The following is a 13,004-nucleotide window of genomic DNA, read 5'->3' on the forward strand; positions in this document are numbered from 1 at the left end:
CCGCCATGCTGATCTTCCGCCAACTGTTCGACCCGACCTCGTCGACCTACACCTATCTGCTAGGCGACTCGGCCTCCGGCGAGGCGGTCATCATCGACCCGGTGTTCGAGCATGAGCGCCGCGACGTGGCTCTGCTGCGGGAGCTGGGACTGCGCCTGGTGGCCACGCTTGATACGCACGTCCATGCCGACCATGTGACCGGCGCCTGGCTGTTGAAACAGCGCTGCGGCAGTCAGATCCTGCTGTCCGAGGCCGCTGCGGCCGAGCATGCCGACCGCGGGCTGGTCCATGGCGATCATGTCAAGTTCGGCACCCGCCATCTGGAGGTGCGGGCCACGCCGGGCCACACCAGCGGCTGCCTGACCTATGTGCTGGACGATCAGCGCATGGCCTTCACCGGCGACAGCCTGCTGATACGCGGCTGCGGCCGCACCGACTTCCAGCAGGGCAGCCCCGGCCGGCTCTACCACTCGGTGCATGAGCAGATCCTGTCGCTGCCGGCGGCCTGTCTGCTCTATCCGGGCCATGACTACCGCGGCCTCACCGTCACCAGCGTGGCCGAGGAGCGGCGCTTCAACCCGCGCCTGGGCGGTGACGTCAACGAGGCAGACTTCACCGGCTACATGAACCACCTGGGCCTGCCCCACCCCAAGCTGATGGACATCGCCGTGCCGGCCAATCTGCGCTGCGGCCGGCCCGAGGCCGAGGGCCAGGGGGGTCAAATCGGTGAAAAGAACGCCGACTGGGCTGCGCTGACCTGCACCTTCAGCGGCATCTGGGAGATCCAGCCCACGGCGCTGGCCGAGCACATCGCCGGTGTCGGTGCCGGCGAGATCCAGGTCATCGACGTGCGCGAGCCGCAGGAGTTCACCGATGTGCTGGGCCATATCCCGCAGGCGCGGCTGCTGCCGCTGTCGGAGCTGGCTTCGCGGGTCGGCGAGCTTGATGCCCAGCGCCCCGTCGTTGCCGTCTGCCGCTCCGGCGCGCGTTCGGCCCAGGCCACGGTGCTGCTGCAGAAGTCCGGCCTGAAGCGAGTGGCCAATCTGGCCGGCGGCATGCTGCGCTGGCGGGCCGAAGCCTTGCCGGTTGAAGGCGGCGCGGAGTAGGCCAGCGCCTGCCCGGCCATGTACAAGCCTGTAGCCATTGTGTGAACAGAGGTAAAGCGACTCTTATTTGGCGCTTTTTGGCTTCCAAAGCGGCGCCGACTCGGGTCTGATGGGAGGATGATCGTGGCCTGCCTGTCGGCAGCCACCCCACCCGTCATTGGAAGGGCCCTCCGCCATGAAGCTTCTGCGCTCACTCTTGCTCGGCACCGCGGTCACCGCGATGCTGCCTCTGCCCATTGGTTCAGCCCTGGCTTTCACCCCCGTGGTCGCCAGCAGCGAGCAGAACGCGCGGCTGATCGTGCGCTTCAAGGCCACGGCCGCCAGCGTGCGCGCCAAGGCGCTGTCGGCCAATGCCAGCGCCAGCGACGCGGCCAGCACCACCCAGCGCCGGGCGCTGAGCCTGGGGCAGCGCATGGGCGTCACCCTGGCCGGGGGCCGCGCGGTGGACGAACGCACCCAGGTCGTGACCGCCAGCGGCGTTGATGCGGTCGCCCTGGTGAAGCGCCTGAGTCAGGACGCCGAGGTCGAATGGGTGGCCGTGGATCAGCGGCGCAAGCACTATGCCGTGCCCAACGACCCCCTGTTCGAGACGGTGCCGGCGGGCAATGGCGGACCAGTCAGCGGCCAGTGGTATCTGAAGGCACCGGATGCGGGCGGCGCGACGCGCGAAGGCGGAAATATTGCCTCCAGCATCAATGCCCTGGGTGCCTGGGAGCGCACCACCGGCAGCGCCAGCATCGTCGTGGCCGTGCTCGACAGCGGTGTGCGTTACGACCATCCGGACCTGGCGGGCAAGCTGCTGCCGGGCTATGACATGATCGAGCAGACCCTGGTCTCGAATGACGGCGATGGTCGCGACAGCGATGCCAATGATGCCGGCGACTGGCTCACCAGCACGGAGAAAGCCGCCAACGACTTCTACAAGGACTGCGAAGTCGAGAACAGCTCCTGGCATGGCACCCAGGTGGCCGGCCTGATCGGCGCGGCCACCAACAACAATGTGGGCATGGCTGGCGTGAGCTGGGGCTCCAAGATCCTGCCGGTGCGGGTGCTGGGCAAGTGCGGCGGCTATGACTCCGACATCGTCGCCGGCATGCAATGGGCCGCCGGCATTGCCGTGCCCGGCGTGCCAGCGAATCCGAACCCGGCCCGGGTGTTGAACATGAGCCTGGGCGGTGTCGGTACCTGCCAGGGTAGCGGCACGCCTGCGCTCTACCGGGAAGCCATCACCGCCATCACCGCCAAGGGCGCCGTGGTCGTCGTCGCCGCCGGCAACAGCACCGGCCATGCGATCAATCTGCCGGCCAACTGCCCGGGTGTGGTCGGCGTGGTGGCCCTGCGCCATATCGGCACCAAGGTCGGTTTCTCGGACATCGGGCCCGAGGTCACGATCGCCGCCCCGGGCGGCAACTGCGTCAATATCGGCCCGGGTGATGCCTGCATGTACCCGATGCTGAGCACCTTCAACGCCGGCACCACCGCGCCGGGCGCCTCGAACTACACCGACAGCTTCCGCGCCGCGGTGGGCACCAGCTTCTCGGCACCGCTGGTCAGCGGCACGATCGCGCTGATGCTGTCGCAGAAGCCCTCGCTGGCCCCGGCCGAGGTCATCAGCCTGCTGAAGAGCACGGCGCGGGCCTTCCCGAGCTCGGGCGCGGCGAACAATGCCGACGGCGAACCGATCAAGCAATGTGTGGCCCCCAACGGCATCGACCAGCTCGAGTGCTACTGCACCACCACCACCTGCGGCGCCGGCATGCTGGATGCCTCGGCGGCGGTGGCTGCCGTCACCACGGCCGCCCAGGCACGCATTACCTCGACCCCCGCGGCGCCTCAGGCCGGTGACGCGATCCAGCTCAGCGCCAGCACCAGCGCGGCCGCCACCGGCCGCACCATCGCCGGCTATGCCTGGACGCTGGTCAGCGGCGGCGGCATCGTCAGCGGCTTCAGCAGCGCCACCAATGCCAGCACCGCCGCCCTGGCCGCCGCCACCGGCGCCGGTACGGTCACCGTGCGCCTGCAGATCACCGACGACCGGGGCGCCGCCACCGCCAGCGAGGCCACCATCACGGTGGCCGCTGCGCCGGTCGTGGTGCCGCCGCCGGTCACTTCCTCGGGCGGCGGTGGCGCAATGAGCTGGGCTTGGTTGCTGGGCCTGGCGCTGGCTGTTCTGGGCTTGGCCCGTCAGCGAAGGATTTCGTAGTTGCCAGCCCCGGATTTCATCCGGGCTACGTATGCATTTGTAGCCCGGATGCAATCCGGGAAAAGTTCAGCGACTGGCCGCTGCCGAAGCAGCCGCCACCGCAGGTGCCGCCTCACAGCGAGCAAAACCTGCCCCCTGCAGCTTGGGCAACCAGGCGGGGTCGGCCTGCGCCAGGCGCAACTGATGCTGGGTCGCGGCAGGGCTCAGCTGCATCACCCGCAGGCCCTTGATCAGGCGCTGGCTCAAGGCCTCCATGGCCTTCTCCGCCGCCGCCTCCGAGTCATGTTTGCTGATCAGCAGGCTGGGATCTTCGGCCGGCAGTCCCTTCAGCGGTTCGAAGGGCACGCGCATGCGCTTCAGCGTTTCTTCCTTGCGGGTCTGGAAGTCGCGGTTGGGCATCTTGATCGTCAGCACGGCCCAGACCCCCGGGCGCTCGGTGCGCTGGTCGGCGATGGCCCCGGCGGGCACACCGGCACGCTCGAGTGCCGCGCTGGCGCTGCGCAGCGCTTCATCGCCGCTGAGCAGGGCGGTTTCCAGGCAGATGGGCTGGGCAGCCACCGGCGGCGCCGGCAGTGCCGGGGCCACCTTGATAGTGTCCGGCGCCAGCTGACGCTTGAGCCGTTCGGGTTCACGCCCGCCGTGAGCGGGCTGGCCGCTGATCTGCTCGATCCAGCCCGAGCTCCAGGCCAGGAAGCCCAGGTTCAGCACCAGCAGCAGCAGCACCAGGGCCCGGAGCATCTGGGTCACAGTGTGGTCTGGGTCAGGCGCACGCTGACCTCGCCACCGCTGAGGGCCTGCAGCCCCTGTGCGGTCTGCAGCAGCAGCTCGCCCTGGGGCGAGACGCCCCGGGCCACGCCCTCCAGCGCACCGGCGGTGATGGCACGGCCGTTCAGCGCGTCGCGGCGCTGGTAGCGCTCCAGCCAGGGCGCGAAGCCCTGGGCCTGGAAGTCGAGCAGGGCCTGCACCAGCGGCTTGGCGATCAGGGCCAGGACTTGCGGGGCGCTGGCATCCAGGTCCAGCTCCTGCATGCAGGCAAAGCCGCTGCTCAGCGCATTGAGGCTGTCGGTGTCGCGCCAGGCCGGGGCGATGTTCAGGCCCACACCGATCACAGCCATGCGGTGGCCGCCGGCAGGCACGGTCTCGATCAGCACACCGCCGAGCTTGCGGCCGTCGAGCCACAGGTCATTGGGCCACTTCAGGCTCAGGCGCGGGGCTTCATCGCCTCCCGCCTGCCAGGGCTCCAGCGCATCGGCCAGGGCCACACCTACGACCAGTGACAGGCCCGACCAGTCGCGGAGCTCCAGCGGCACGGCCAGCGAGAAGGTCAGCGAGGCGCCGCTGCTGGAATGCCAGGCCCGGCCCATGCGGCCGCGGCCGTGGGTCTGGTGCTCGGCCACCAGCAGGCAGGGCTGCAGATCATGTTGGCGGCGGCCGAAAGGCTGGGCCTCGCCGGGGTTGCGACCCTCGGCACGCACACGCTCGATCAAGGTCGAGTTGGTGGACTCGGTGCGGGCCACGACCTCGACGCTGAGGCCCGGCAACAGCGGTTCCAGCTGTTGCCAGAGGGCCTCGCCTCCCCAGTGCTGGTGCGGTGGCGGCAGATACTGGGACTCGGTCATGCTGGGCGGGCGCGTGTCGTCATGATTTGGGTGCCAACATGGTGCCACGACACTTCTTTGCTCCGCAACGGCATTCGAACTGTTTTTTCAACTTAGGGGTGTAGCGCTCGTCTATGACCAGGCCGTAGTCGTAGAACAGCTCCTCGCCCGGCTTGATCGCCCGCAGCGCCTTGATGAAGATGCGGCCATCGGCCTCGTCGGCCTCGCAATTGGGCTGGCAGGCATGGTTGATCCAGCGCGCCGCATTGCCGCCCACATTGGCGTCGATGACGCGCTCGTCATCGATGTGGAAGTAGAAGGTGTGGTTGGGCTGGCTGGGGTCGTGCGGGTGGCGGCGCAGCGCCTCGGGCCAGTCTATGACCTCGCCCTTGTACTCGATGATGACCTCGTCGCGCTGCAGCGCGGCCAGGGCGAACACGCCCTTACCATGCACGCCGGAACGCCTCACCTGGATGCGGCGCCCTCCGGTAGATGCGGCAACCGGAGATTGGAGGACCAGGCTTTTTCGTGAGGCTGCTTGCGTCATCGACTTGTTTGGGTACATTGAAATCATGGGTGCGCGCGTGCGTGTGCGTGCGCGTGAGAGCCCGGATTGTAGGCAGGTGTTGGAAAGACACCGGTTTGATCACATAGAAAGAAACATGAGCAAGTCACTCATCATTGCGGAAAAGCCCTCGGTGGCGCAGGACATCGTGCGCGCACTCACGACCACATCGGGCAAGTTCGACAAGCACGACGAGTACTTCGAGAATGATCGATACGTCGTCAGCTCGGCCGTCGGCCATCTGGTGGAGATCAAGGCGCCGGAAGAATTCGACGTCAAGCGCGGCAAGTGGAGCTTCGCCAATCTGCCGGTGATACCTCCGCGTTTCGACCTGAACCCGATCGACAAGAGCAAGGGCCGCCTGAACGCACTGGTCAAGCTGATACGCCGCAAGGACGTGACCGACCTGATCAATGCCTGCGACGCGGGGCGCGAGGGTGAGCTGATCTTCCGGCTGATCGTGCAGTACGCCGAGCCGGCCAAGGGCCCGCTGAACAAGCCGGTGCAGCGCTTGTGGTTGCAGTCGATGACGCCGGCCGCGATCCGCGACGGCTTCGACAAGCTGCGCAGCGATGCGCAGATGCTGCCGTTGGCCGATGCCGCGCGCTGCCGCTCCGAGGCCGACTGGCTGGTGGGCATCAACGGCACGCGGGCGATGACGGCCTTCAATTCGCGCGACGGCGGCTTCTTTCTGACCACCGTCGGCCGGGTGCAGACGCCGACCTTGTCCATCGTCGTCGAGCGCGAGGAGAAGATACGCAAGCACGTCTTCCGCGACTACTGGGAGGTGCGCGGCAATTTCGATGCGCAGGCCGGCCAGTACATCGGCAAGTGGTTCGATGCCAAGTGGAAGAAGAATCCGGACGATGCCGAACAGCGTGCCGACCGCGTCTGGAGCCAGCCCGAGGCCGAGGCAATAGCCGCCGCCGCGCTGGGCCAGCCCGCCACCGTCACCGAGGAAAGCAAGCCCAGCACCCAGGCCAGCCCGGGCCTCTACGACCTGACCACCCTGCAGCGCGAGGCCAACTCGCGTTTCGGCTTCTCGGCCAAGACCACCCTGAGCATCGCCCAGGCGCTGTACGAGAAGCACAAGGTGCTGACCTACCCGCGTACCGACTCGCGCTATCTGCCCGAGGACTATCTGGCCGTGGCCAAGCAGACCGCCGAGATGATTGCCAGCGAGGACCTGCCTGGCCCGCTGCGCGAGTTGGCAGTGCATGCCAAGAAGGCGCTGAAGGAAGGCTATATCAAGCCGACCAAGAAGGTGTTCGACAACGCCAAGGTCTCGGACCACTTCGCCATCATCCCGACCTTGCAGGCGCCGCGCAGCCTCAGCGAGATCGAGGCCAAGCTCTATGACCTGGTGGTCAAGCGCTTCCTGGCGGTGTTCTTCCCGGCGGCCGAGTTCCAGGTCACGACCCGGATTTCCACGGTGAAGACCGATGGCCAGGAATACAACTTCCAGACCAATGGCAAGGTGCTGGTCAAGCCGGGCTGGCTGGCCATCTACGGCAAGGAGTCGCAGACCGAAGACGCCGCCGATGGCAGCGGCGCCAACCTCGTGCCGGTGCAGCCGGGCGAGGTGGTGCGCACCGAGAGCGTGGACGTGAAGGCCTTGCAGACCAAGCCGCCGGCGCGCTACACCGAAGCGACGCTGCTGTCGGCGATGGAGGGCGCGGGCAAGCTGATCGACGACGACGAGTTCCGCGAGGCCATGGCCGAGAAGGGCCTGGGCACGCCAGCCACGCGGGCGGCCACCATCGAAGGCCTGCTGACCGAGAAGTACATGCTGCGCGAGGGCCGTGAGCTGATCCCCACCGCCAAGGCCTTCCAGCTGATGACCTTGCTGCGCGGCCTGGGCGTCGAGGACCTGACCAAGCCTGAGCTGACCGGCAACTGGGAGCACCAGCTGGCCGAGATGGAGAAGGGCAAGCTGAACCGCGCGGTCTTCATGGCCGAGATCGCGGCCATCGCCGAGCGTGTGGTGCAGAAGGCCAAGGAGTACGACCGCGACACCATTCCCGGCGACTATGCGACCCTGAAGGCCCCCTGCCCGAACTGCGGCGGCGTGGTCAAGGAGAACTACCGCCGCTTCACCTGCGTCGGCAAAACCGCTGACCTGTCAAGCGACGCTGATGGCGTCGCGGCCGAGGGCTGCGGCTTCTCGGTCGGCAAGATTCCCGGCGGGCGCAGTTTCGAACTGCACGAGATCGAGCAGTTCCTGACCAACAAGAAGATAGGCCCGCTGGAGGGCTTCCGCTCCAAGGCCGGTTGGCCCTTCACCGCCGAGCTGGCCCTGGTGTTCGACGACGAGATCAAGAACTGGAAGCTCGAGTTCGACTTCGGAGAAGACGCCCGCAAGGCCGAGGGCGACGGCGAGCCGGTGGACTTCAGCGCGCAGGAGAGCCTGGGCGCCTGCCCCAAATGCCAGGGCCGTGTGTTCGAGCACGGCAGCAACTATGTCTGCGAGCACAGCGTCGGCGCGCACGTGACCTGCGACTTCAAGACCGGCAAGGTGATTTTGACCCAGCCGATCGAGCATGCCCAGGTGCACAAGCTCTTGACCACCGGCAAGACCGATCTGCTGGAGAACTTCGTCTCCAACAAGACCCGCCGCAAGTTCAAGGCCTTCCTGGCCTATGACAAGAAGGAGGGCAAGGTCAGCTTCGAGTTCGAGCCGCGCGCGGCCAAGCCGGGTGCGAAGACCACGGCCAAACCTGCCGCCAAGGCAGCCGCTGCAGCAGAGGAGAAGGCGCCGGCCAAGGCGGCGGCGAAGAAGGCACCGGCCAAGAAGGTGGCCGCGAAAAAGGTGGCCGCCAAGAAAGTGGTGGTCAAGAAGGCCTGAGCCCGCCCTGAGGCGCCGGGCCGGACGCAGGCTCCAGCCCGCCCCCCTGCAGAATCGGCTCGCGCCGCAGCCGCTCGGCCGCAAAATCCACAAAGGCCCGTACCTTGGCCGGGGCCCGCCGCCCGGCCGGGTAGACGATGTGCACCGGCACCGGCGGCGGCTCGAACTCGGCCAGTACGATGGTCAGCGCGCCGCTGCGCAGGTACTCGGCCGCCTGGTAGGCCAGGCAGCGGGTCAGGCCCTGACCGGCCAGGGCGGCGCCGATGGCCACGTCGCTGAGGTTGCAGACCCAGTCTATGGTCGGCGTGACGGTCTGCTGCCCCCGCCCCGAGCCGAACTGCCATGGCTGGGCGACCACGCCATCGAAGGAGAAGCCTATCGCCCGGTGCTGGGTCAGGTCTTGCGGCTGCTGCGGCCGGCCATGGCGCGCCAGATAGTCCGGCGAGGCGACGACGACGCGGCGCAACGAGCCCAGCTGCAACGCGGTCAGTCCCGAGTCGGGCAGATGGGCAATGCGCAGGGCCACGTCCATGCCCTCGTCTAGCAGATTGACCAGACGGTCGGCGAACAGGGTGCGCAGCTGCACGCGGGGATGCTGGTGCAGAAAGTCCTGCGCGATGGCAGCCACATGCAGGCGGCCGAACATCTGCGGGGCGGTGATGGCCAGCATGCCGCGGGCCTCGGTCTGCACGCCTGAGGCCGCACCTTCGGCCTCGTCCAGATCGGCCAGGATGCGGCGACAGTCGTGCACAAAGCGCTCGCCGGTGTCGGTCAGGCGCACGCTGCGGGTGCTGCGCTGCAGCAGCAACACGCCCAGGCGCTGCTCCAGCGCCGCGATGGCGCGTGTCATGGCCGGGGCCGAGACGCCCAGCCGCCGCGCCGCCGCCGAAAAGCCCTGGGCCTCGGCCACGGCAACAAAGCTACGCAGGCTGTCCAGATGGTCCATTGATGCAAATCCGGTAATTCTGAATGGTTGACTATGAGGATTCCAATCAAGACATGCAATACCTAAGCTTGGCTTTGTCATGTCAACACCTTGGAGCCTCGCCTGATGAACACCCCACTGCGCCTGCACCGCCTCGCCATCTCCGGCCACTGCCATCGCGTTGAGCTGATGCTGTCGCTGCTGGGCCTGCCCTACGAGAATGTGGAGGTCGATCTGTTCAAGAAGGAGCACAAGTCCCCCCGCTTCCTGGCCCTGAACCCGCTGGGCCAGGTGCCGGTGCTGGAGGATGGGGATCTGGTGCTCAGCGACAGCAATGCCATCCTGGTCTACCTGGCCCAGCGCTATGCGCCGGATGCCGGCTGGCTGCACTGCGATCCGGCCGCAGCCGCCCGGCAGCAGCGCTGGTTCAGCCTCGCCGCCAGCCTGCTGGACGAGGGGCCGGCAACGGCACGCTTCGGTGCGCTGATCGGGCGCGAGGTCACGCCGCAAAGTCAGGCCACGGGCCACAGGCTGTTCGCCATGATGGAGGCTGAACTCACCCAGCATCCCTTCCTCGTCGGTGCGGCCCGCAGCCTGGCCGACATCTCGCTGTACAGCTATACCTCGCAGGCACCGATAGGCGGCATCTCGCTGGCCGACTATCCGCACATCCGCGCCTGGGTGGCCCGCGTCGAGGCCCTGCCGGGCTTCATCCCACTGTCGAGTGCCTTGTCATGAGCGCCTTCCATGCCGGCGAGCAGGCGCTGCAGGAGCGGGTGGGCGTGCGTGAACGCCTGGAGCGCGGCGCCGCCAGCTTCATGCGAGAGCACATGCCCGAGCAGCACCGCGAGCTGTTCAACAAACTGCCGACCCTGCTGCTGGGCGCGCTCGATGCGCAGGGCCAGCCCTGGGCGACGATGCTGGGCGGCGCGCCGGGCTTCGTCAGCACACCGGATGCCAGGCAGATGCGGATCGAGCTGGTCCGCCGCAGCGATGACCCGGTGCTGCAACAACTGCAATCCGGCGCGGCCATCGGCGTGCTCGGCCTGGAGCCGCACACGCGGCGGCGCAACCGGATGAACGGCCGGGTCGGGTTCATCGATGAAGGCGGCCTCGGCATCGAGGTACGGCAGAGCTTCGGCAACTGCCCCAAATACATCCAGGCGCGCGAGCCGCGGGCCTTTCAGGTGCCGACGGTTCAGGTGACCGCGCAGGCGCTGGGGCCAGGTCTTGATGACAAGGCCCTGGCGCTGATTCTCCGCGGCGACACGCTGTTCATTGCCAGCGCATCGGCGCCACGACCTGGCAACGAAGGCGGCGAGGGCGTCGATGTCTCGCACCGCGGCGGCGAGCCGGGTTTTGTGCAGGTCGAGCAGACGCATGGCGAGACCGTGCTGACCCTGCCCGACTACCCCGGCAACCAGTTCTTCAACACGCTGGGCAATCTGAATGCCCATCCGCTGGCCGGCCTGCTCTTCGTCGACTATGCCAGCGGCGATCTGCTGCACCTGGCGGCGCGGGCCGAGATCCTCTGGCCGCAGGATGCGCCGTTCGCCTTCCATCGCTGGCCCGGTGCGCAGCGCCTGCTGCGCCTGCGCGTGTCGGCTGGCCTGTGGCGTCCGGCGGCGCTGCCCTGGCGCTGGAGCGAAGCGCAGCCGGCGCCGCAGTTTCAGCTGCTGCGCGCCGGCCCACCTTCACCGGGGCCCTGACTGCCATGCCGCTGCGCGGATTTCGCTCGATGAGCATGCCGGATCGGTGCGAATCGCGATTTGACAGAAAATAGGGGGCAGAACCCGAACCGCCTCCCCAACTTCGTCATCTCCTGCCCATGTCAACCATTCTTCAAAACCTTCCCGCCGGCCAGAAGGTCGGTATCGCCTTCTCCGGCGGCCTGGACACCAGTGCGGCCCTGCACTGGATGCGCAACAAGGGCGCGATCCCCTACGCCTACACCGCCAATCTGGGCCAGCCCGACGAGCCGGACTACGACGAGATCCCGCGCAAGGCGATGCAGTACGGTGCCGAGAAGGCGGTGCTGGTGGATTGCCGCTCGCAGCTGGTGGCCGAGGGCATTGCCGCGCTGCAGGCGGGCGCCTTCCACATCACCACCGCCGGTGCGACCTACTTCAACACCACGCCGATCGGCCGCGCCGTCACCGGCACGATGCTGGTGCAGGCGATGAAGGAGGACGAGGTCAATATCTGGGGCGATGGCAGCACCTACAAGGGCAATGACATCGAGCGCTTCTACCGCTACGGCCTGTTGGCCAACCCGGCGCTGAAGATCTACAAGCCCTGGCTGGACCAGCTGTTCATCGACGAGCTGGGCGGCCGTGCCGAGATGTCGGCCTTCATGACGGCGGCCGGCTTCGGCTACAAGATGTCGGCCGAGAAGGCCTATTCGACCGACTCGAACATGCTGGGCGCCACCCACGAGGCCAAGGACCTGGAGCACCTGAGCAGCGGCATGAAGATCGTCAACCCCATCATGGGCGTGGCCTTCTGGCGCGAGGACGTGGCGATCAAGCATGAGGAGGTTACCGTGCGCTTCGAAGAGGGCATGCCGGTGGCGCTGAACGGCCAGACCTTCGCCAGCACGGTGGACCTGCTGATGGAAGCCAATCGCATCGGCGGCCGCCACGGCCTCGGGATGAGCGACCAGATCGAGAACCGCATCATCGAGGCCAAGAGCCGCGGCATCTACGAGGCCCCGGGCCTGGCCCTGCTGTTCATCGCCTACGAGCGCCTGGTCACCGGCATCCACAACGAAGACACGATAGAGCAGTACCGGGACAACGGCCGCAAGCTGGGGCGCCTGCTGTATCAGGGCCGCTGGTTCGACCCCCAGGCCATCATGCTGCGTGAAGCCGCCCAGCGCTGGGTGGCACGTGCCGTCACCGGCGAGGTGACGATTGAGCTGCGTCGCGGCAATGACTATTCGCTGCTCGACACCCGCTCGGCCAATCTGACCTACCACCCCGAGCGGCTGACGATGGAAAGCGGCGCGTCAAGCTTCACGCCGCAGGACCGCATCGGCCAGCTGACGATGCGCAACCTCGACATCGTCGACACGCGCGAGAAGCTGATGACCTATTCGCAGGTCGGCTTGCTGACGCCCGGCACGGCTAACTCCTTGCCGGCGCTGAAGAACGGCTGAGCTTGAGTCGCAAATGAAACGGGGGCAGCGCGTGATGCGCTGCCCCCGTTTTGCTTTCTGCCCCGGCTGCGACCGGGGCTTGCTTGCGGTCAGGCCTTCTTGCGACGGACCATGAAACCCATGGCCGCCAGACCGGCCAGCATCAGCGCATAGCTTTCTGGCTCGGGCACGGCGGTGGTCAGGGTGTAGCTGCCGAAGCCGCCACCGGCCGCTGTTGAGTAGCTGAGATAGGCATCAGAGAAGGCGCTTGGGCCAGATGCCATGCCGACCGTGTGCTGGCCGCCTGCGTAGTCAAAGCTCAAGCCGAGGAATTGGCCGTCGTAGAAGTCCGCAAAGGCCTGCTGCGCGACGGTGTCGCTCTTGGTGATGCTTAGGCCGAAGATGTTCAGCTGCAGCTGGCCCAGTTCCAGGTTCTGGAAGCCGCTGGCGGCAATCAGGGACTCGTCGTAGCTGAAGCTGCCGCTAAAGCTCTGGCCGTTCAGAGGGCCGCTTTCGGTGGCACCGGTGAAGTTGAAGCTCGCGGCCTGGGCGGCGCCCAGTGCCAGGGTTGCGGCCAGGGCCAGCAAGGTATTGCGAATCATGGTGATCTCCTAAAAAGCTAGTGA

General features: G+C 67.2%; 11 protein-coding genes. 6 read left to right on the plus strand and 5 right to left on the minus strand.

What is annotated here, in order from left to right:
- Positions 1-8: 8 nt before the first annotated feature.
- Positions 9-1,106, plus strand: coding sequence for an MBL fold metallo-hydrolase (locus DES47_RS09130; protein ID WP_133700804.1), 1,098 nt, complete (start codon positions 9-11; stop codon positions 1,104-1,106).
- A 175-nt stretch (positions 1,107-1,281) separates the two neighbouring features.
- Positions 1,282-3,309, plus strand: a complete 2,028-nt coding sequence (locus DES47_RS09135; protein WP_133700356.1) for a S8 family peptidase — start codon at positions 1,282-1,284, stop codon at positions 3,307-3,309.
- A 66-nt stretch (positions 3,310-3,375) separates the two neighbouring features.
- Here DES47_RS09135 and DES47_RS09140 read toward each other — a convergent pair whose 3' ends face one another.
- From DES47_RS09140 to DES47_RS09150, 3 genes are read right to left on the minus strand one after another with little or no spacing between them, the layout of a single operon-like run.
- Entirely contained in the window at positions 3,376-4,056 is a 681-nt protein-coding gene (locus tag DES47_RS09140) for a hypothetical protein (protein WP_133700357.1), read from the minus strand.
- The gene (locus DES47_RS09145; RefSeq protein ID WP_133700358.1) at positions 4,053-4,928 is read right to left on the minus strand and encodes a biotin--[acetyl-CoA-carboxylase] ligase; all 876 of its coding nucleotides are present in this window, start codon (positions 4,926-4,928) and stop codon (positions 4,053-4,055) included. The genes DES47_RS09140 and DES47_RS09145 overlap by 4 nt, the downstream gene beginning before the upstream one ends.
- A gap of 19 nt (positions 4,929-4,947) precedes the next feature.
- A complete protein-coding gene (locus DES47_RS09150) occupies positions 4,948-5,454 on the minus strand; it encodes an SET domain-containing protein (RefSeq protein WP_133700359.1) in 507 nt (168 codons plus the stop codon).
- 115 nt (positions 5,455-5,569) lie between these two features.
- Here DES47_RS09150 and DES47_RS09155 point away from each other — a divergent pair, with 115 nt between their 5' ends.
- Positions 5,570-8,317, plus strand: coding sequence for a DNA topoisomerase III (locus DES47_RS09155; protein WP_133700360.1), 2,748 nt, complete (start codon positions 5,570-5,572; stop codon positions 8,315-8,317).
- Here DES47_RS09155 and DES47_RS09160 read toward each other — a convergent pair.
- Positions 8,304-9,263 (minus strand): LysR family transcriptional regulator, encoded by a 960-nt coding sequence (locus DES47_RS09160; protein WP_133700361.1) that lies wholly within the window; start codon positions 9,261-9,263, stop codon positions 8,304-8,306. The genes DES47_RS09155 and DES47_RS09160 overlap by 14 nt on opposite strands.
- Before the next feature lie 105 nt (positions 9,264-9,368).
- Here DES47_RS09160 and DES47_RS09165 point away from each other — a divergent pair, with 105 nt between their 5' ends.
- The 3 genes from DES47_RS09165 (at position 9,369) to argG (ending at position 12,399) form a co-directional block, all read left to right on the plus strand.
- Positions 9,369-9,980, plus strand: a complete 612-nt coding sequence (locus tag DES47_RS09165) for a glutathione S-transferase family protein (protein ID WP_133700362.1) — start codon at positions 9,369-9,371, stop codon at positions 9,978-9,980.
- Positions 9,977-10,951 carry a pyridoxamine 5'-phosphate oxidase family protein gene (locus tag DES47_RS09170; RefSeq protein WP_133700363.1) on the plus strand — a complete coding sequence of 325 codons (975 nt, stop codon included), beginning with the start codon at positions 9,977-9,979 and terminating at the stop codon, positions 10,949-10,951. The genes DES47_RS09165 and DES47_RS09170 overlap by 4 nt, the downstream gene beginning before the upstream one ends.
- Before the next feature lie 119 nt (positions 10,952-11,070).
- On the plus strand, positions 11,071-12,399 hold the full coding sequence (argG, locus tag DES47_RS09175) for an argininosuccinate synthase (RefSeq protein WP_133700364.1): 1,329 nt from the start codon (positions 11,071-11,073) through the stop codon (positions 12,397-12,399).
- Positions 12,400-12,488: 89 nt separating this feature from the next.
- Here argG and DES47_RS09180 read toward each other — a convergent pair whose 3' ends face one another.
- On the minus strand, positions 12,489-12,980 hold the full coding sequence (locus DES47_RS09180; RefSeq protein ID WP_133700365.1) for a PEP-CTERM sorting domain-containing protein: 492 nt from the start codon (positions 12,978-12,980) through the stop codon (positions 12,489-12,491).
- Positions 12,981-13,004: the final 24 nt, after the last annotated feature.

This window comes from Roseateles toxinivorans, from assembly GCF_004362525.1.
GTDB lineage: Bacteria > Pseudomonadota > Gammaproteobacteria > Burkholderiales > Burkholderiaceae_C > Paucibacter > Paucibacter toxinivorans.

What these genes read in the sequence shown, in the direction of transcription:
- DES47_RS09155 (WP_133700360.1), top strand. Translation starts at nt 5,570, where the DNA reads ATGAGCAAGTCACTCATCATTGCGGAAAAGCCCTCGGTGGCGCAGGAC.
- DES47_RS09180 (WP_133700365.1), bottom strand. Translation starts at nt 12,980, where the DNA reads ATGATTCGCAATACCTTGCTGGCCCTGGCCGCAACCCTGGCACTGGGC.
- argG (WP_133700364.1), top strand. Translation starts at nt 11,071, where the DNA reads ATGTCAACCATTCTTCAAAACCTTCCCGCCGGCCAGAAGGTCGGTATC.
- DES47_RS09170 (WP_133700363.1), top strand. Translation starts at nt 9,977, where the DNA reads ATGAGCGCCTTCCATGCCGGCGAGCAGGCGCTGCAGGAGCGGGTGGGC.
- DES47_RS09150 (WP_133700359.1), bottom strand. Translation starts at nt 5,454, where the DNA reads ATGACGCAAGCAGCCTCACGAAAAAGCCTGGTCCTCCAATCTCCGGTT.
- DES47_RS09145 (WP_133700358.1), bottom strand. Translation starts at nt 4,928, where the DNA reads ATGACCGAGTCCCAGTATCTGCCGCCACCGCACCAGCACTGGGGAGGC.
- DES47_RS09165 (WP_133700362.1), top strand. Translation starts at nt 9,369, where the DNA reads ATGAACACCCCACTGCGCCTGCACCGCCTCGCCATCTCCGGCCACTGC.
- DES47_RS09135 (WP_133700356.1), top strand. Translation starts at nt 1,282, where the DNA reads ATGAAGCTTCTGCGCTCACTCTTGCTCGGCACCGCGGTCACCGCGATG.
- DES47_RS09160 (WP_133700361.1), bottom strand. Translation starts at nt 9,263, where the DNA reads ATGGACCATCTGGACAGCCTGCGTAGCTTTGTTGCCGTGGCCGAGGCC.